The sequence below is a fragment of the Weissella thailandensis genome (genome assembly GCF_005405465.1).
Lineage (GTDB): Bacteria > Bacillota > Bacilli > Lactobacillales > Lactobacillaceae > Weissella > Weissella thailandensis.
Genome location: NZ_BJEC01000013.1, coordinates 1 through 16776, shown reverse-complemented (window position 1 = coordinate 16776; position 16776 = coordinate 1). Strand labels below are relative to the sequence as shown.

At 40.1% G+C, this 16776-nt stretch carries 18 protein-coding genes; 3 read left to right on the top strand and 15 right to left on the bottom strand.

The genetic code is table 11. The features are described 5' to 3' along the window. Positions 1-19: 19 nt before the first annotated feature. The gene (locus tag FFM62_RS06785; protein WP_115471358.1) at positions 20-538 is read left to right on the top strand and encodes a DUF1836 domain-containing protein; all 519 of its coding nucleotides are present in this window, start codon (positions 20-22) and stop codon (positions 536-538) included. A 73-nt stretch (positions 539-611) separates the two neighbouring features. Here the strand turns inward: FFM62_RS06785 and FFM62_RS06780 are convergent, their stop codons facing one another. The 9 genes from FFM62_RS06780 to mutY all read right to left on the bottom strand — a co-directional run bounded on the left by FFM62_RS06780 (position 612) and on the right by mutY (position 8232). Next, positions 612-1739 carry a sensor histidine kinase gene (locus FFM62_RS06780; RefSeq protein ID WP_115471359.1) on the bottom strand — a complete coding sequence of 376 codons (1128 nt, stop codon included), beginning with the start codon at positions 1737-1739 and terminating at the stop codon, positions 612-614. A gap of 18 nt (positions 1740-1757) precedes the next feature. Next, positions 1758-2447, bottom strand: coding sequence for a response regulator transcription factor (locus FFM62_RS06775; RefSeq protein ID WP_115471360.1), 690 nt, complete (start codon positions 2445-2447; stop codon positions 1758-1760). Positions 2448-2472: 25 nt separating this feature from the next. After that, complete coding sequence (locus FFM62_RS06770) at positions 2473-3216, bottom strand: DUF1129 domain-containing protein (protein ID WP_075270420.1); 744 nt, start codon at positions 3214-3216, stop codon at positions 2473-2475. Positions 3217-3228: 12 nt separating this feature from the next. After that, positions 3229-4332 (bottom strand): redox-regulated ATPase YchF, encoded by a 1104-nt coding sequence (gene ychF, locus FFM62_RS06765; RefSeq protein WP_115471361.1) that lies wholly within the window; start codon positions 4330-4332, stop codon positions 3229-3231. Positions 4333-4360: 28 nt separating this feature from the next. Next, positions 4361-4546 (bottom strand): DUF951 domain-containing protein, encoded by a 186-nt coding sequence (locus FFM62_RS06760; RefSeq protein WP_075270422.1) that lies wholly within the window; start codon positions 4544-4546, stop codon positions 4361-4363. 11 nt (positions 4547-4557) lie between these two features. Then, positions 4558-5463, bottom strand: a complete 906-nt coding sequence (locus FFM62_RS06755) for a ParB/RepB/Spo0J family partition protein (protein ID WP_115471362.1) — start codon at positions 5461-5463, stop codon at positions 4558-4560. Next, positions 5450-6220, bottom strand: a complete 771-nt coding sequence (locus FFM62_RS06750) for a ParA family protein (protein ID WP_115471363.1) — start codon at positions 6218-6220, stop codon at positions 5450-5452. Before FFM62_RS06750 ends, FFM62_RS06755 begins: the two co-directional genes overlap by 14 nt. Before the next feature lie 13 nt (positions 6221-6233). Then, positions 6234-6953, bottom strand: a complete 720-nt coding sequence (gene rsmG / locus FFM62_RS06745; protein WP_115471364.1) for a 16S rRNA (guanine(527)-N(7))-methyltransferase RsmG — start codon at positions 6951-6953, stop codon at positions 6234-6236. Between the two features lie 178 nt (positions 6954-7131). Continuing rightward, positions 7132-8232: an A/G-specific adenine glycosylase gene (mutY, locus tag FFM62_RS06740; protein ID WP_115471365.1), complete on the bottom strand. Its 1101-nt coding sequence runs from the start codon at positions 8230-8232 to the stop codon at positions 7132-7134. Positions 8233-8360: 128 nt separating this feature from the next. On the opposite strand from mutY, the gene rpiA reads away from it, so the two are divergent. Next, positions 8361-9062, top strand: a complete 702-nt coding sequence (rpiA, locus tag FFM62_RS06735; RefSeq protein WP_115471366.1) for a ribose 5-phosphate isomerase A — start codon at positions 8361-8363, stop codon at positions 9060-9062. A gap of 84 nt (positions 9063-9146) precedes the next feature. On the opposite strand, the gene FFM62_RS06730 is transcribed toward rpiA, so the two are convergent. The 6 genes from FFM62_RS06730 to menB form a co-directional block, all read right to left on the bottom strand. Next, positions 9147-10382, bottom strand: coding sequence for a sensor histidine kinase (locus FFM62_RS06730; RefSeq protein ID WP_115471367.1), 1236 nt, complete (start codon positions 10380-10382; stop codon positions 9147-9149). Then, positions 10382-11077 carry a response regulator transcription factor gene (locus FFM62_RS06725; protein ID WP_115471368.1) on the bottom strand — a complete coding sequence of 232 codons (696 nt, stop codon included), beginning with the start codon at positions 11075-11077 and terminating at the stop codon, positions 10382-10384. The genes FFM62_RS06730 and FFM62_RS06725 overlap by 1 nt, the downstream gene beginning before the upstream one ends. Before the next feature lie 212 nt (positions 11078-11289). Then, positions 11290-12645: an APC family permease gene (locus FFM62_RS06720; protein WP_115471369.1), complete on the bottom strand. Its 1356-nt coding sequence runs from the start codon at positions 12643-12645 to the stop codon at positions 11290-11292. Between the two features lie 267 nt (positions 12646-12912). After that, positions 12913-13434 (bottom strand): GNAT family N-acetyltransferase, encoded by a 522-nt coding sequence (locus FFM62_RS06715; protein ID WP_115471370.1) that lies wholly within the window; start codon positions 13432-13434, stop codon positions 12913-12915. Positions 13435-13752: 318 nt separating this feature from the next. Beyond that, positions 13753-15204, bottom strand: coding sequence for an o-succinylbenzoate--CoA ligase (locus FFM62_RS06710; RefSeq protein ID WP_115471371.1), 1452 nt, complete (start codon positions 15202-15204; stop codon positions 13753-13755). 90 nt (positions 15205-15294) lie between these two features. Continuing rightward, a complete protein-coding gene (gene menB, locus FFM62_RS06705; protein ID WP_115471372.1) occupies positions 15295-16113 on the bottom strand; it encodes a 1,4-dihydroxy-2-naphthoyl-CoA synthase in 819 nt (272 codons plus the stop codon). Positions 16114-16245: 132 nt separating this feature from the next. Between menB and FFM62_RS06700 the strand changes: the two genes are divergently transcribed. Then, positions 16246-16620: a PaaI family thioesterase gene (locus FFM62_RS06700; RefSeq protein WP_115471373.1), complete on the top strand. Its 375-nt coding sequence runs from the start codon at positions 16246-16248 to the stop codon at positions 16618-16620. The last annotated feature ends 156 nt before the right edge of the window (positions 16621-16776 follow it).

Genomic DNA, 16776 nt, shown 5'->3' with positions numbered 1-16776 from the left:
ATGATATGAGGTAACAATCATGACTGTAAACACGTTGAAAAAAAATAATTTCGAAGACATCGTTTTCCCACATTGGGATGATTTACCAAATTTTGACCTCTATATGGATCAGGTCGTTGCATACATTAATCAAGTGTTAGCGCCACTAGAAATGCCTACAGTGACTTCAACAATGATCAATAATTATGTTAAGAAAAAGATGATTCTAGCGCCCGTAAAGAAGAAGTATCAAACGCTTCAGGTAGCTGATATTTTGATTATTTCATTACTAAAGCCTATCTTCTCATTGGACCAAATCCGGGCAGCAATCGATCAAATAACCATCGATAATTACCCAAAGAAAGCTTATAATTCTTTTGTTGATACCCTTCTAGGTTTTTTCAAAAATCCCACGAATCAACCGCTTGAAGGCGTATCTCTAGAAACACAGATGATGCAATCGGCTGCTAGTGTCCTTTTCCATAAATTAGAAGCCGAAAAAATTTTGGGTACTTTGCAGGAACAGCATCCTATTAAGGAAGTACCAACAACTAAATAACGCTATTAGTAAAAAATAGGTTGGAACATTTTCTTTTGTTCCAACCTATTTTGCGTTAAAAATGTATAAATTATTAATCGAGTAATTCGTCTTCTTCTGGCGTTAATGGCAAATTAATAATGAAGCTAGTAATGGCATCATCTGACTCAACTCGTACTTGTCCGCCATGCGCATTAATCACGCCGTTAACGATTGCCAAACCAAGTCCTGTGCCACCAGTTTTCGTATTACGAGAGCCTTCTACCCGATAAAAGCGATCAAACAGACGTTTAATGGACTCATCGGGAATTTTAGCGCCATTATTTGTCACCCGAATTTCTACCTGATTGTCATCTGGCATAACCTTTGCTGATAATCTAACGAAAGTTGCACCCTCACCGTACTTAAAGGCATTATTGATTAGATTCATAAACACACGCGCCAGCCGATCGGGGTCACCAACCATTTCGATAACCGTTGGATTTGAAACCGCCGAAATGACAACACCTTTTTCTTCAGCTTCAAGTTCATAATTTACTGCCAATTGCTGAAGTAAGGCTGCTAAATCTAGCGGTGCCCAATGAAGTTTGAAATCAACTTGATGAACTTGCGTATAATCAAATAAATCTTCAACTAATGACTTCATTTGACCCGACTTATCAAAAGCCGTTTGGGCGTATTTCATAATCTCTTCACGTTGCAATTTTTGTTGCTCACTATCGTTAATGATTAATCCAAGGTACCCCAAAATCGACGTCAAAGGTGTCCGCAAATCATGCGAAACATTTGTAACCATTTCATCTTTAGACCGTTCAATTTCATGCTCTTCAACCATTGCTTGTTGCGCAGCTTCAAAAACGCCGTTAACATTCTCTGCTAATGGTTGCAAGCGACGGCCCCAGCGCTTAACCTGTAATCCCTGACTCTTTGTATCACCAACCTGTGGTACTAATTTATTCACTGCTACAATCAATTCTGATAACTTTGTTTGTTGATAAAACTGCCATAGCAATAGCAACCAGACAATTAATAAAATACCCCCGACAATCCCGACAGTTGCTGGTGATTGCTGTGATATCCTAACTAATTCTGACCACAAATTATTTGTATCCCAATGTGGTTGAATCATGAGAACAATACCAATTCCCATGCATACAAAAAGCAGGGCGGAAACCACTGCCTTGACCGTTAATTTTAGCCAACTCAGTATTCTTAGTTTCATCCCCACTGCCTTTCTGTATTAAAGTACTTCGATCTTATAACCAACGCCCCAAACAGTTTGCACAACCTGGTTGCCACCAGTGGCTTCTTCTAATTTATCACGTAAATGCGACACGTGAACCATCACTGTTTTTGCTGAAACAACAGATTCTTGTTGCCAAACACGTTCAAAAATATCATCAGCGCTAAATACTCTATTTGGATGTGATGCTAGTAAGTACAAAATGCCAAACTCCAAAGCTGTTAAATTAATATCAACACCGTCCGCTGTTCGCACTTCGTGACTATCTTTATTGATTGTCAATGGACCGACATCTAGCACCTCTGGTGTTGCTTGTGCCAAGCCATTTTGCGCCCGACGTAGTAATGCACGTACACGCGCCATAACTTCCAATGGATTAAATGGCTTTGTCACGTAATCATCAGCACCCGTAATTAGTCCTTGAATTTTATCCATCGCACCTGACTTTGCTGACAATACTAAAATAGGTACTGAATTATCCTTACGAACTTCTTTCAAGACCTCAGTTCCGCTCATTTCAGGCATCATAATATCTAAAATAATCAAACCAATATCGGGACTTGTCCGAATCTTAGTCAGCGCCTCTCTACCATCGCTAGCAACAACTGGCTCATAGCCTTCATTTTTCACATAGATTTCTAGCAATTCCGCAATTTCTTGGTCATCATCAACAATCAAAATTTTCATTAATCTACCCTCACTGCTTCTTTGGCTATTTCTTTCGTGATTGCGCTTGTGCGTTTGCTCCAAGGAAACCACCCTTGATTCCCGTCTTTGAACGCCAGTAACGGAAACCAACGAAGGCAAGTGCTGCAATCACAAGATATACCCAACCTGGTAATAGTGGATTAATTACTGGTGGTAAGAAGGCAAAGCCTAGGTATGCCAAGAACCAAATGGCAAAGGCCCCTACTGTGACACTAGCCTTTTTCAAAAACGATACGTGTTTACCATCGCGACGTGGTGCAAGGGTCAATGTAACAGCCGAGAAGAAAATACCACCTAAGACTGACGTCAAAATCAATGAAGTAATTCCGGCAGCACCTGCTGAACCATCCGCTGATGACTTCATACCACTAAAGATCAATGTTAGTCCAAACATGAAACTAAACATCATAAAGAAGGCAATGGCATTATCAACTGCAAGTGGCCAAAAACCATAACTTGCATAACCACGAGTATCATCACTCTTTTCTGCCTCAGTCTTTAGTCCCATAGCTTCGGCTGGCGTATTGTATAATTGCTTAGCTGTTACCCCTGTTTTTTGGGCAGTTAATAATTTTGCGCCAACTTCAGTAATCAACTGTGCTTTAGACTCATCACCATTAGCCAGGATGACCATTTGACGAATAAATTCTTGGTTACGTCTTGTCAAACCCGACGTTGCAAGTTCTTGAATGGTTGGCAAAGTTGGCTTTGGTGCCTGTGATTGTGTTTGTTCCTTTGACTCTGTCATATTTCTCCCCAATTAAACGTTGAACAAGAATTCAATGATGTCTCCATCTTGTACAACGTATTCCTTTCCTTCTGAACGACGACGTCCAGCCTCTTTAATCGCCTTCATTGATACATACTTGTCCAAATCTTCGAACGACACTGTTTCAGCACGAATGAAACCACGTTCAAAGTCTGAATGAATAACACCAGCAACTTGAGGTGCTTTCATGCCAGCACGGAATGTCCAAGCACGTGTCTCTTTACCACCCGCAGTAAAGAATGTGCGCAAATCAAGCATATGATAAGCAGCACGAATCAAACGGTTCAATCCTGGTTCGGTAATGCCCTGCAATTCCATGAATTCCGCTTTATCTTCATCATCCATTTCGGCAATTTCTTCCTCAGCACGTGCCGAAATACCGATAACACCAGCACCTTCTGATTCTGCATATTGCGCAATCTGTTGATAATATTCTGATTCTGATGGATCAGCCATATCGTCTTCTGAAACGTTAGCCACGTAAAGCACTGGCTTTGAAGTTAGCAAGAATAAATCATGAATGATCTTTTGCTCATCTTCATCCCAATCAATTGAGCGAGCTGGTTTACCAGCCTCCAATGCAGGCTTTAGTTGTTCTAGAACCGCAAGCTCAGCAATAGCATCTTTATCTTTAGCAGACTTTGCTGACTTTTCAACACGACTGTAACGCTTGTCAATTGATTCTAAATCAGCTAATACTAACTCCGTATTGATCGTTTCAATATCTTCTAATGGGTCAATCTTACCTGACACATGGGTAATGTCATCATCATCAAATGCGCGTACCACATGGACAATGGCGTTAACTTGTCGAATATTTTCCAAGAATTTATTTCCAAGTCCCTCACCTTGTGAAGCACCTTTAACGATTCCCGCAATATCAGTAAATTCGAAAGTTGTTGGTACAACTTTATCTGCCGGAATCAATTCTTGAATACGATCCAACCGATCATCAGGTACTTCAACCATACCAACATTTGGTTCAATGGTGGCAAATGGATAGTTCGCCATTTCTGCACCTGCTTTAGTAATTGCATTAAACAAAGTTGATTTACCGACGTTTGGCAAGCCAACAATTCCTGCTGTAAGAGCCATTTTATTTACCCATCTCTCTTTTCATTAATTAATCCTGTGCACTTTTTAGTACACGTTTAAAACGTTTATCAAAATCATGACGTGTCATGACAATTTGTCGCTGACAACCTTGGCACACAATTTTCATATCAGCGCCGACACGCATAATCTGCCATTCATTTGCACCACATGCATGCGCCTTTTTCATTTCAACAATATCATGTAAATTATACATCACTGCCTCCACTATTCCGCATCTAAGTCAATATCTAGTGTTTCAAAAATCCGGTTTAAGTCTTCATCTGACAAATAGGTGATTTCGATTTTTCCAGCACCTTTATGGTTACGTGTCATATGCACTTTTGTCCCGAACTTATTTTCCAATGCCGTTGTGGATGCTTTGATATAAGGAGACAAACTTGGTTGTTCCTTAGTAGGTGCTGACTGTTCGTTTAATTTATTGACCAATTGTTCTAATTGACGAACTGTCATGCCTTCAGCAACAGCACGCTTGGCAACAGGGACAATCCGACGCTTATTGTGTAATCCTAATAACGTACGAGCCTGCCCCATTGACAGCTGACCGGCATTTAACAATTCTTTGACTTCATCAGGTAGATTCAATAAACGCAAGAAATTAGCAACCACCGACCGGGCCTTACCCAATCGTTTAGCTACTTGTGCTTGTGTCAAATTAAGGCCATCCATCATATCACGATAAGCCTGCGCTTCTTCTAATGGCGTCAAATCTTCACGTTGTAAGTTTTCCAGAATGGCCGCTTGCAACATTTGATCATCATCTAACTTGCGCACAATTGCCGGAATAGTTTCTATATTAGCAATTTGTGATGCTCGCCAACGACGCTCACCAGCAAGGATCTCGTACTGACTACTATCTTTGGGATTGTGCCGAACAATAACTGGTTGTAAGACCCCGTTTTGCTTAATTGACTCAGCTAATTCCTGCAGTTTATCCTGGTTGAACACTCGTCGCGGTTGGAATGGATTGGCAACCATCTTTTCAATCGCAATTTCACGAACTTCATCACCATTAGAAACTGAGTTATCAAGACCTTGATCAGCAAATAAGGCTCCTAGGCCACCGCCCTTTTTCCCAAAGCCACCTAATCCTGTTTTTTTAGATTTCACCATGAGATTCCAGGACCTCCTTCGCTAACTTTGTATAGACCTCAGCACCTCTTGATTTTGGATCATAATCAATAATTGACATTCCCCGCGATGGTGCTTCAGACAAACGAACATTACGTGGAATAACGGTATCGTAGACTTCGCTACCGAAGTACTCACGCACATTATCAATAACATCAGCTGACAAATTGGTACGTGGGTCGACCATGGTCATTAGGACACCTTCAACCTCTAAATCAGGGTTAAAATGACGTTTAACCAACTTCATGTTATTCATAAGTTGGCCAAGCCCTTCTAATGCATAATACTCAGCTTGAACCGGAATCAAAATTGAGTCCGCCGCTGAAAATGTATTAATCGTCACTAATCCAAGTGAAGGCGGATTATCTATCAAAATGTAGTCATATTTTTCTCGAATATTCCCCAGTGCATTCTTCAAACGTAACTCGCGGGCCATTACTGGTGCTAACTCAAGTTCTGCACCGGCAAGTCGAATCGTTGCTGGTACAATATCAACACCTTCATGAGAGGTTGATAAAATGACGTCATCAATGGGCACGTCATTAATCAAGACATCATAAATATCTTGTTCAATATTTGATTTATGAACACCAGTTCCTGATGTCGCATTGCCTTGGGCATCGGTATCAATAATTAATACTTTCTTGCCAAAAGATGCTATCGAAGCAGCCAAATTGACTGTTGTGGTTGTTTTACCAACACCACCTTTTTGGTTTGCTAATGCAATAATGTGTCCCATTATTTTCCCCTTCCTACAATGGTTTGCGTGCCGGGTCTCCTGGTTTACGAGGATAACGGTTAGGCGTTGAACTTACCTTATCAATGACAATAATCGTTCTAGGGTCACCATTTGGTAAGTTGACTGGTACTTCTTCGCCAATCTTGCCACCCAACTTTGTAATTGCGCCTTGTGCTTCATGCAATTCTTCGCTGGCAGCACTACCTTTCATGGCTAATAGTGCCCCACCAACTTTAACAAGTGGTAGAGTCAATTCGCCCAAAACATTTAATCGAGCTAATGCTCTAGCAGTCGCCACATCAAATTGTTCACGATTGGGTGCCTTTTTATGACCAAACTCTTCAGCTCGCGCATGGATGACCGTTACCCCTTCGAGGCCTATTTCATTCACTAGATCCTGCAGAAAATTTATCCGCTTATTTAAAGCATCAATAATAGTAATCTGTAATTGTGGAAAGGCTATTTTTAGCGGCAACGATGGGAATCCAGCACCTGCACCAACATCAATCATACTAAGTTGGTCAGTTTGTAACTTAGGATATGCCCATGCTAAAGTTAATGAATCATAAAAATGCTTTAAGTAAACCTCATCACGATCAGTAATGGCTGTTAAATTCATATGTTCATTAACTGCTACCAAACGATCATAATACGTTTGGTATTGCGTTAGTTGTTTATCGTCTAAAATGACGTTTTTATCGCGTAGTGCCGCCGCAAATTCTTCGGGGTTCATTATCTCTCTCCAAACTGATTCCAATACTAAAAGAATACCGCAAAATACCCATCTATTCAATAGATTGACAGAGTTGAATCATAAAATCGAAAGGCTTATGTTTCACGTGGAACATTAATATTTGTTCAACCATCCAGCAGAAATTATCATCATAAATCCAGTAATCAATTACCTGATTTTAACTTAAGCGACGCCAAATTTTTTCCTGAATTTTAGGTTGTGGATCCTTTTGCATGTCATCAAATGATCGCCACATGCCACGAACTAATTGTTGTGGTGCTACTTCTGCCGTTAAAATTGTGACCGTCCACTTCAAATGCGTGTACACGTGGGTTACTGGACGACCGGTTACCTTCTTTAAATCAGCTACCACACCATAATCAACGGCTAGTCTTTTCTGAGTAGCGGTAATCATTTCTTCTTCAGTCCAGTTGGCATCACTATCTGTAACAAAGTCTGTTAATGCATACAAAGGCATCGTCCAAAAGTTTCCTAATAAACCATTGGCTGGTCGTTGTTCCCATAAATAACCGACTGGTGATTTCACAGCAATTGCAAAATAAGTAACTGTTTTAGGCTTAGGTGCTTTTGTTTTTACTGGATAAAAATCCTCGGTTCCGTCTAAGTACGCTGCATTAAACGCTTTAACAGGAGAGTGTTCACTATCATAATTTTTAGCGCTCATATAAGATGACCCTAAATCCATGATTGCTTGATTAAAATCACCAGGGCGTTCTGGATCAATTAACTGTTCCCCTACTTCAAAGAAAACTTTCCTCGTTTTTGCTTGAGCAATATCGGCATCAATTTTGAACAAACGTGAAAATACCCGAAACGCATTCCCATCAATAGCTGGCACAGGTTCATTAAAAGATATACTAGCAATAGCTGCTGCCGTATATGGGCCAATTCCGGTTAATTTCTGCAAAGAGGCCATATGACTTGGCCATATGCCTGCATAATCATCAACAATTTGTTGGGCAGCTTTTTGCATATTCCGTACTCGCGAATAATAGCCCAGTCCTTCCCAAGTTTTCAATAAAATTTGTTCCGGAGCTTCTGCTAAATCTTCTATTGTTGGAAAGGTTGTCATAAAGCGTTCAAAATATGGAATAACTGTTTGCACCTGGGTCTGCTGTAACATAATTTCAGATACCCAAACACGATAAGGTTCACGGTCTCTACGCCACGGTAAATCTGCACGGCCTTCTCTGTCATACCATTCAAGTAATGTTTGACGGAATGCCGCTATTTTGTCTTCATGCCACATCTCAATCATGGAATTTTGCCACCTTTTTTGAAAGTTATTTATCCAGTGTAACATTTTCTAATTTCAAATTTGCCTAAACCATATGTAATGAGCGATAATGAAGATAAGAAAAAAATTAAGAAAGAGGCATTATCCTTATGGCAGACCAAACTGCACTAAAAAAATTAGCCGGTTATCGTGCAGCTGAATTCGTTGAAGATGGTATGGTAGTTGGAATCGGGTCAGGTTCAACTATCGCCTTTGTTGTTGAAGCATTGGGGAAGCGTGTTGCAGAAGAAGGATTAAAAATAAAAGGGGTTCCTACTTCAGATAAGACACGTCGTGCAGCAGCAAAACTTGGTATTCCCATGCATAACGTCGATGACGTTGATCATATCGATATAACCATCGATGGTGCCGATCAAATTGATGAAAATTTTGCAGCAATTAAAGGTGGAGGAGCTGCCTTACTTTGGGAGAAAATTGTCGCTGTTAATTCACGACGCAATATTTGGGTCGTTGATGATACAAAAATAGCACCTCACTTAACACATTATCTACCTGTAGAAGTTATCCCTTACGGTGCTGAACAACTATTTAAGCGCTTAAAGCAAAAAGGTTATGAACCAACCTGGCGCTTAGACCAAAACGGTAACCCGGTTCGTACCGATTCGGCCAACTTCCTATTTGATTTGCATTTTGATAAAATGCCCGACCCATTCAAACTAGGTCGTGAACTAACTAGTATGGTTGGTGTCGTTGAGCACGGTTTGTTCCTAAATATTGTTGACCAAGTAATCGTTGGTCGTGATGATGAGACGATTGCGGTTTTTGATTCACATCCCCAGCCCTTAATCTAATTAAATAGCTGAGGAAACGTAAATTAAAAGACAGGTAAGAAGAATCCTAGGATTTTTCTTACCTGTCTTTTTTCACAAATCACATTATGAGGCACTTTTTTGACCTTTTGGAATTAACATCTTAAAGATCGTACCGTGTGGTTTATTATCCAAGATTTCAATCGTCCCACGATGTCCTTGTACGACCCATTTCGCAATCGACAGCCCTAAACCATGACCACCAGTTGAACGTGAGCGAGCTTTGTCAATTCGATAGAAACGATCAAATAAGTGTTTCTTATCCTCTTCTGAGACACCTTTACCAGTGTCCGCTACTGTCAACTTGACCCCACTGCTTGTTGCAGCCGCAGTAATAGTGACACTGGCCCCTTCACCAGCATACTTTTGCGCATTATCAGTAAGAATCACCAACAGTTGACGTAGACGCTGAGCATCCCCAATAATTGGTAACGTTTCTGGGACATCAACTTGCAACGTTTGTTGTTTTTCATTGGCATTGTATTCATAAATATCACCAACTTCACGAACCGTCTTAGCCAAATCCATTTCTTCAAACTCGAACATTGGAATATCCGCATCGGCCTGTGAAAGGGTCAATAAATCTCCGGTTAGATGATTCAAATGTCTAACTTCAGTCAATGCATTGGCAACGCTTTCGACTTGATCCATTACCGTATCATTTGGATGTTCCAACATACGTTCCAAATTATTTTGAATAACCGTCATCGGTGTTTTAAATTCATGCGCAGCATCAGCGACAAATGTCCGCTGCTGATTCCATGACCGAATAATTGGACGCATATTAGCTCTCGTTAATGCCATTCCCATCAGTAATAGTGCTAATTCAGATAACACATAAATCCAAAACAAACGCGTCTGATATGATTCTACTAAATCATGCTCTGCCGTGACATCAACATAGGCCAACTCACTACCCTTACGATTGAAAAAATACCAGCTGCCCCGATATTCACGCAAATATACGTGATTAGATTTAGGTAAATCCAACGTCTTTTGAAAGGCACCCACATAATCGGTAATCTGTGCCGTTTCGTTTTGGACAACGGGCCGATCAAAGCGGTTTGCTTGTACATCAAAAGCACTTTCCACACGTGATTGGGCATTACCATACATCACTGTTCGGAATTGGCTAATTGAAAAGGTACCGATCAAAACGAAAACTAAAGTAAAGCCAACCACCATTAAAATAGTCATTTTAACCTGTTGTGACAATGAAGCGCGGATTCTCTGTAGCCACTTTGGTAGTCTTAGTTTGTTAAAACAATGGTGTTGCTTTTCAGCCAGTTTCGTTTTGGCCATTATTCCTCAGTCGTTGCGCTCAGTGTGTATCCCACATTACGCAATGTTTTGATATTAACTTGGGCCTCCGCTTGACGCAAGTTCTTTCTCAAGTTAGACATGTAAACTTCAACCACCGTCAAAGATGTATCAGAATCAAATCCCCATAGTCGATCAAAGATTTGATCCTTGGTAACTATTTGGCCCACGTGTTGCACTAAGTATACTAACAGACCAAATTCACGACCTTGCAAACTAACTTCTGTGTCATCAACTAACACCTTGTGTTGATCCACATAAATTTGTACATTACCAACTTCCAATGCGCCATCTTGTCCAAGCACACCTGTATGACGTAATAACGTCTTTAAACGTGCCAAAAGTTCTTCTTTATAGAATGGCTTCGTAATATATTCATCAGCACCTAGGTCAAATCCTTGCATTTTATCAGCTATTTCACCCTTAGCTGTCAGCATCAGCACTGGCAAATTTGGAAACTGTTCCTTAGCCTTTTTCAAAATAGTGAAACCATCTTGTCCAGGTAACATCACATCCAAAACGACTGCATCATATACCCCTGACTCAATTTCAAACCAGCCTTCATTGCCATCGTGGACCTGAACAACTTCACCTAGGTCAGAAATTGTTTCTTTCACTGTGTCATTCAACGCATAGTCATCCTCAACAATTAATAATTTAACCGTATTTTCTGCCATAATGTTACCATCCCTCTTGTACTTGTTAGTTTTGTTATTTTCAATATAAACACTGAACCTTAAAAACTACCTATTTTCAACTTATTTATACCTTAAATATTTAAGGTTCCTATCTCATATTATAGAGCACTTTCTTGCACAAAAAAACAAACTGCTACCAAAGAAAATGGCACAGTTTGTTTAATGTTTAAAATTTATTAATTGATAAACGGCTACTTTTTCTTGCCTGCAACATAACTAATTAATCCGATAATGACCCAAATACCCAAAATAACGTATTCGTAAGGCCAAACTAGGGAAACTGATGTACCCGGAATAATAGTAGATAATGCAATTAGAATAGCAATCACACCACCAATAACGGGCAGTGATAAATGCTTAATACGGAACCCACCCTTTAAATCAGGATACTTCTTACGGATAGCTAACAAATTAAAGGCGTTGATTCCCCAGGCTAAAGCCGTTAAGAAACCACCAATATCCAAGAAATACGTTAGCGCACCTTTTCCTAACCAGCCAAGAGATAATACCAATACTAAGGTCATTACGATAGCACGACTAGGTGTACCATACTTTGGATGTACATTAGCAAAGTAGCTTGGCAAGATTTTTTGTTCAGCTAATGAATAAATCAACCGTGGTGCTGCTGAGAACAATGCTAAGAAACTTGTTCCCAATCCTAAGAAAGAGATAACAAAGGCCGCTGTCCCCAAGATCGGAAAGCCTTCTGCCTTAAATGCATCAATTGTTCCCATTTCCATGGTTGCAGTACTTTGCCATGGGTGAATCCAAGCTGATGCTAGGAGCACTAATAGATAATAAGCTGAGGCAATCATAATAGCAATCACAACGATGCGCCCAATTTTTCGTGCTGGGGTTTTCACCTCTTCAGCCATCACACCGATTGATTCCCAACCAGTCAAAAACGTCATTGCTGGCAAAATAAAACGAAAGATTTCAGGTGTTTTAGCTTGATGATCATAGAATGCTGGCCAAAAGTTACTTGGTTTCCCATGACTAAAGCCCACAACAACCAAGACCACTCCAATAACAACTAGTAGAATAAATAACACGATTTGCACATTACTTGTCAGGTTTGCACCACGATAATTAATCGCGAAGATAAATAATGTAATCAATACTCCCAAAATTAATTCTGTATAGTGAACTTTAACCCCTGCAAACGAGTAAGTTGGTCCAGTCGCAATTTTCGGAATAATCTGTGAAAGTAACATACTAGATGCTGTAACATAAAAGGCTAACGCACTTAGGTACGACCCGAGCAATGCCCAACCGGCAAACATACCACCCTTTTTACCAAAGGCCTCATACCCATAAACAACTTCACCACCTGCTTTAGGATAAACCGTTGATAACTCGGCAAATGACAGCGAAACCAGAATTGCTAATACTGATGCCGCTAATAAACCAAAAATTTCTCCACCCGCACCATATTGGTGGAAAAACTGACTATTTGTATAAATCCAACTACTACCAATTACACCACCAGCACCTAAGGAAATAATTCCTAATGTGCTAATGCTTGGCTTAAGCCCATTCTGTGCCATAAATAATCCTACCTTTCTAAACCTACCTTGACGTACGTGTCTAGCAACCCATTTTCTGTCCTAATTGACCTACTATATTAAAACATATCAACTTGGGCACATACCACTACTTATCGACCATAATACAATACATTTATTAAGACTTATTTTACCTGAAAAATCCATTAAATAGGACTTTCTTTAGAAAAAACAAAAAAATCCCGAAAACTTGCCAAACAGTCTGGTCAGTTTTCGGGTCAATAAACATGTTAATTCTATTTTAATTCCCTATCCTCTACGGATAACTGCGTCAATTGACAATGTTTGCATAGCCTGCAAATACTCCGTTGCCGTAACATCTTCCGTAGTTGCTAGTAGGTGGAAAATACCACCAGAATTTTCAGAAAGCAATTGCTTATCCTCGAATCCATTACGCTTGTAGAAGGCATAACGCTTAACACGTTGCTCTTCATTTTCTGCTTGGTGGCCAGTCTTTTCAGCTTCCAAAATCAAACCTTTTGGATAACGTTCTTTCAAAATAGCTAAGGCACGGCTACCATAACCCTTGCTTTGAATTTTTGCATCCATCGCAAAATATAGCACAAACGCTTTGTCCACACCAATTTCACACAAATACAAAACACCAATTACCTGATCTTCATCAGTAACCACTTGCATCCTTGTGCCACTCTGTTGATCAGACATTGCAACGAGATCCGCAATGGGACGTTGCTCATATTCTGGGAATGCTTCAAGGTAAATACGTTCCCAGTCTGCTTCAGTCTTTGGCGTAACATCAATGATTTCCATTTTTTAACACCTCATTCTATCGACATAAATTATAAACTATCTACGATTATAACATGGATAGACATTTATAAAAAAAGAGCGAGACAAAAAATGGTTGGGACAACATTGTGACCCAACCATTCAGATTATGCTGTTATATTACAATCCGCATAATCTATTTAGTAGTTATCTACTAAATTATACAGAACGTATCGCCCTTGTTTCCTTTTACAAGGGCGATACGTTTCGTTGATTGTGTATATCTGCCAAAACGTATCACCCCCTTTCCTAGATTACCAACTATTATAGTAGCTCATTTAGAAAATTCAAGGATAATGCTTATTCTATTTCTGATGCGTTTGCAAGCAAATCGCGTAATTTATGTCGTTGCACTTTACCACTAGCTGTACGTGGGAAGTCTGTCGCCTTGTAAAAATGAGCAGGCACTTTATAATGGGCCAACATATCGCGACCAAAGTCACGTAATGCTTGTCGTGATAATGTTTGGCCATCCTTAAAGGTAACAAAAGCTACCGGTACTGCGCCCCACTTTTTATCTGGGACACCAACCACCGCAATTTGCTTGATTTCATCTAACTTCGCATAAATTGATTCAATTTCATCTGGAAAGACATTTTCACCACCGGATGAAATCATATCGCCCTCACGACCATCAATAAATAAGAAGCCTTCATCATCCAACCAACCCATATCACCAGTATCAAACCAACCATCTTCAAATGTGTTGGCATACTTTTCGGGTTGATTTAAGTACCCCACGGCCAATGTTGGTGATTTAATTTGAATACGTCCATGCTGTTGGTCATCTTGGTGGGCAACACGAATTGAGACAGGGAATAACGGCTTACCTGCTGAACCTAGTTTTCGTTGTGCATTCGCTGCATCCAAAGCAATGACTTGCGAAGCAGTTTCCGTCATACCATACGACTGCACGACTTCAATACCAGCTGCTTTTGCCCGTTGCAAGGTCGTTAAGTCAGTTGGTCCACCACCCAGTAACATTGTGCGGAAATTTTTATGATAACGAGCATTGGCTGGTAGTTCAGCTAATAATTGCGTTAACATCATAGGAACCACAGAAATTGTTGTCACTTCACCATTCAATAATGCGTGGTTAATCGCGTGAACATCAAACTTTTCGAATAAGCGTACCCCCATACCGTAAATAAGCGAACGCATCATAATCGACAAACCGCTAATATGAAAGATTGGGACTACCGCCAGCCAAACATCATCCGCCATAATACCTAAATTCAGCGCTGAACCTACGGCTGAATAAAAGTGATTCCCGAAAGTTTGCATGACCCCTTTAGGATTACCAGTCGTTCCAGATGTATACATAATTGATGTCACTGCATCTAAATCAAACTCGGCAACTGGTTCAATGAGTGTGGTTACCGGTCTTGCTAAGACTTCAGTAAAAGATACTTGTTGATCAACTGACAACGCCAATGCAAAATCATCGTCTTGGACAACTACTTGAACCCTTGCATCTTGTAATTGAAAATTAATTTCTCTTGCGGATAGACGCCGATTAATCAGCACGACTGTTTTGCCTAGTTGTTGAACAGCCAAAATCATCAAATAGCCTTGAAGTTGATTTGACGTAATCACCGCAATGCGTTCTTCATCTTGTGCAAATTGCGCTAATTGGGTTGCAATGCGCTGCACCTTTTCTTTCATCTGTGCGAAAGTTAACTTTGTTTCCTGATACTGAACGGCTAGTCGATCAGGTGATAACTGGGCACGTTTTGTTAGCCAATTTTCCATAATATTCCTTCTATTAATTTTTTAAAGCAAACTAGAACAAAAAACTCGATAACTGACAATCACTTGTCACATACCGAGTCCTAATATTTTTTATGGGAATTTTGGATACTTGTTAAAGTCTGGTTTACGCTTTTCAAGGAAGGCGTTCTTACCTTCTTTTCCTTCGTCAGTTGTGTAGTACAACATTGTGGCATCACCAGCAAATTGTTGCAAACCAGCCAAACCATCTGTATCAGCATTCATGGCAGCCTTAATAAAGCGCAAGGCAGTTGGTGACTTTTGTAGAATGATATTTGCCCACTCAATGGTTGCATCTTCAACTTCAGCCAAAGGAACCACACGATTGATCCAGTTCATATCATAAGCTTCTTGAGCAGTATAGAACTTGTTCAAGAACCAAACTTCCTTTGCGCGCTTATGACCAATAACACGTGCTAGGTAACCTGAACCATAACCGGCATCGAATGAACCAACCTTGGGACCAGTTTGTCCAAACATGGCATTATCAGCAGCAATCGTCAAATCACAAACTAATTGCAAAATGTTACCGCCACCGACTGACCAACCCTTAACCATCGCAATGATTGGCTTAGGAATAATCCGCATCAAGTGTTGTAAGTCCAAAACATTCAAACGAGCAATGTGATCATGTCCAACATAACCACCATTACCACGTACTGATTGATCACCACCAGATGAAAAGGCCTTATCCCCTTCTCCAGTCAAAATAATCACACCAATTGATGCATCATCACGCGCAATTGAAAAAGCGTCGATCATTTCTTGAACCATGTCAGGTGTGAACGCATTGTGATGGCGTGGATTATTCATGGTAATCTTAGCAATCGCATCAGCACGTTCAAAGAAAATTTCTGAGTATTCTTTAACTGTTGACCATTCTACTGTCATATTTATTTTGCCACTTCCTATTTTTTATCTCTTATATGCTACTAATGCATTATAATCTTTTCTATTATTTTTTCCAAATTAATATTAAAATGATGATTAATTATATTCTATATTTAAACGTGAGGTATTACCATGGATGCACTGAAATTTTTAAATGTCACAAATGATCTGGTCACCGCTGAAAAAACAATCGTGCGTTTACAGATCACCGACAATATCAAGCAACCTTATGGCATCGTGCATGGTGGTATCAATGCTTTTCTTGCCGAAACTGCTGCCAGTTTAGGAGCCAAGGCTAGTTTGACTGATCCAAATCAAGTGCCAGTTGGTGTCGATATTCATACTCATCATTTAAACGCAGCAACAGAGGGCACCTTGCTTGCCGTTGCAACCCCTATCAAATTAGGTCACCGTATCCAAACTTGGACAGTCACGACTTTAATTGAAGAGACACAGCAGCAGACATCAACATCGATTGTGACGATGATGATAACGACGCAAGGTTAAAACTTGCGCTCAAATTACCAAGCATATAACAAATACACTTTAAACATAAAAGGGTTGGGTGAACTGAACCCCGTAAGTTGGAGTAATTTCCAAAACTTACGGGGTTTTACTATGTTTTCAAAAGAAGTACAAATTGAAGCAGTCACGATGTACCTA

Coding starts and splice junctions, on each gene's coding strand:
- FFM62_RS06785 (WP_115471358.1), top strand. CDS start 20: ATGACTGTAAACACGTTGAAAAAAAATAATTTCGAAGACATCGTTTTC.
- FFM62_RS06780 (WP_115471359.1), bottom strand. CDS start 1,739: ATGAAACTAAGAATACTGAGTTGGCTAAAATTAACGGTCAAGGCAGTG.
- FFM62_RS06775 (WP_115471360.1), bottom strand. CDS start 2,447: ATGAAAATTTTGATTGTTGATGATGACCAAGAAATTGCGGAATTGCTA.
- FFM62_RS06770 (WP_075270420.1), bottom strand. CDS start 3,216: ATGACAGAGTCAAAGGAACAAACACAATCACAGGCACCAAAGCCAACT.
- ychF (WP_115471361.1), bottom strand. CDS start 4,332: ATGGCTCTTACAGCAGGAATTGTTGGCTTGCCAAACGTCGGTAAATCA.
- FFM62_RS06760 (WP_075270422.1), bottom strand. CDS start 4,546: ATGTATAATTTACATGATATTGTTGAAATGAAAAAGGCGCATGCATGT.
- FFM62_RS06755 (WP_115471362.1), bottom strand. CDS start 5,463: ATGGTGAAATCTAAAAAAACAGGATTAGGTGGCTTTGGGAAAAAGGGC.
- FFM62_RS06750 (WP_115471363.1), bottom strand. CDS start 6,220: ATGGGACACATTATTGCATTAGCAAACCAAAAAGGTGGTGTTGGTAAA.
- rsmG (WP_115471364.1), bottom strand. CDS start 6,953: ATGAACCCCGAAGAATTTGCGGCGGCACTACGCGATAAAAACGTCATT.
- mutY (WP_115471365.1), bottom strand. CDS start 8,232: ATGATTGAGATGTGGCATGAAGACAAAATAGCGGCATTCCGTCAAACA.
- rpiA (WP_115471366.1), top strand. CDS start 8,361: ATGGCAGACCAAACTGCACTAAAAAAATTAGCCGGTTATCGTGCAGCT.
- FFM62_RS06730 (WP_115471367.1), bottom strand. CDS start 10,382: ATGGCCAAAACGAAACTGGCTGAAAAGCAACACCATTGTTTTAACAAA.
- FFM62_RS06725 (WP_115471368.1), bottom strand. CDS start 11,077: ATGGCAGAAAATACGGTTAAATTATTAATTGTTGAGGATGACTATGCG.
- FFM62_RS06720 (WP_115471369.1), bottom strand. CDS start 12,645: ATGGCACAGAATGGGCTTAAGCCAAGCATTAGCACATTAGGAATTATT.
- FFM62_RS06715 (WP_115471370.1), bottom strand. CDS start 13,434: ATGGAAATCATTGATGTTACGCCAAAGACTGAAGCAGACTGGGAACGT.
- FFM62_RS06710 (WP_115471371.1), bottom strand. CDS start 15,204: ATGGAAAATTGGCTAACAAAACGTGCCCAGTTATCACCTGATCGACTA.
- menB (WP_115471372.1), bottom strand. CDS start 16,113: ATGACAGTAGAATGGTCAACAGTTAAAGAATACTCAGAAATTTTCTTT.
- FFM62_RS06700 (WP_115471373.1), top strand. CDS start 16,246: ATGGATGCACTGAAATTTTTAAATGTCACAAATGATCTGGTCACCGCT.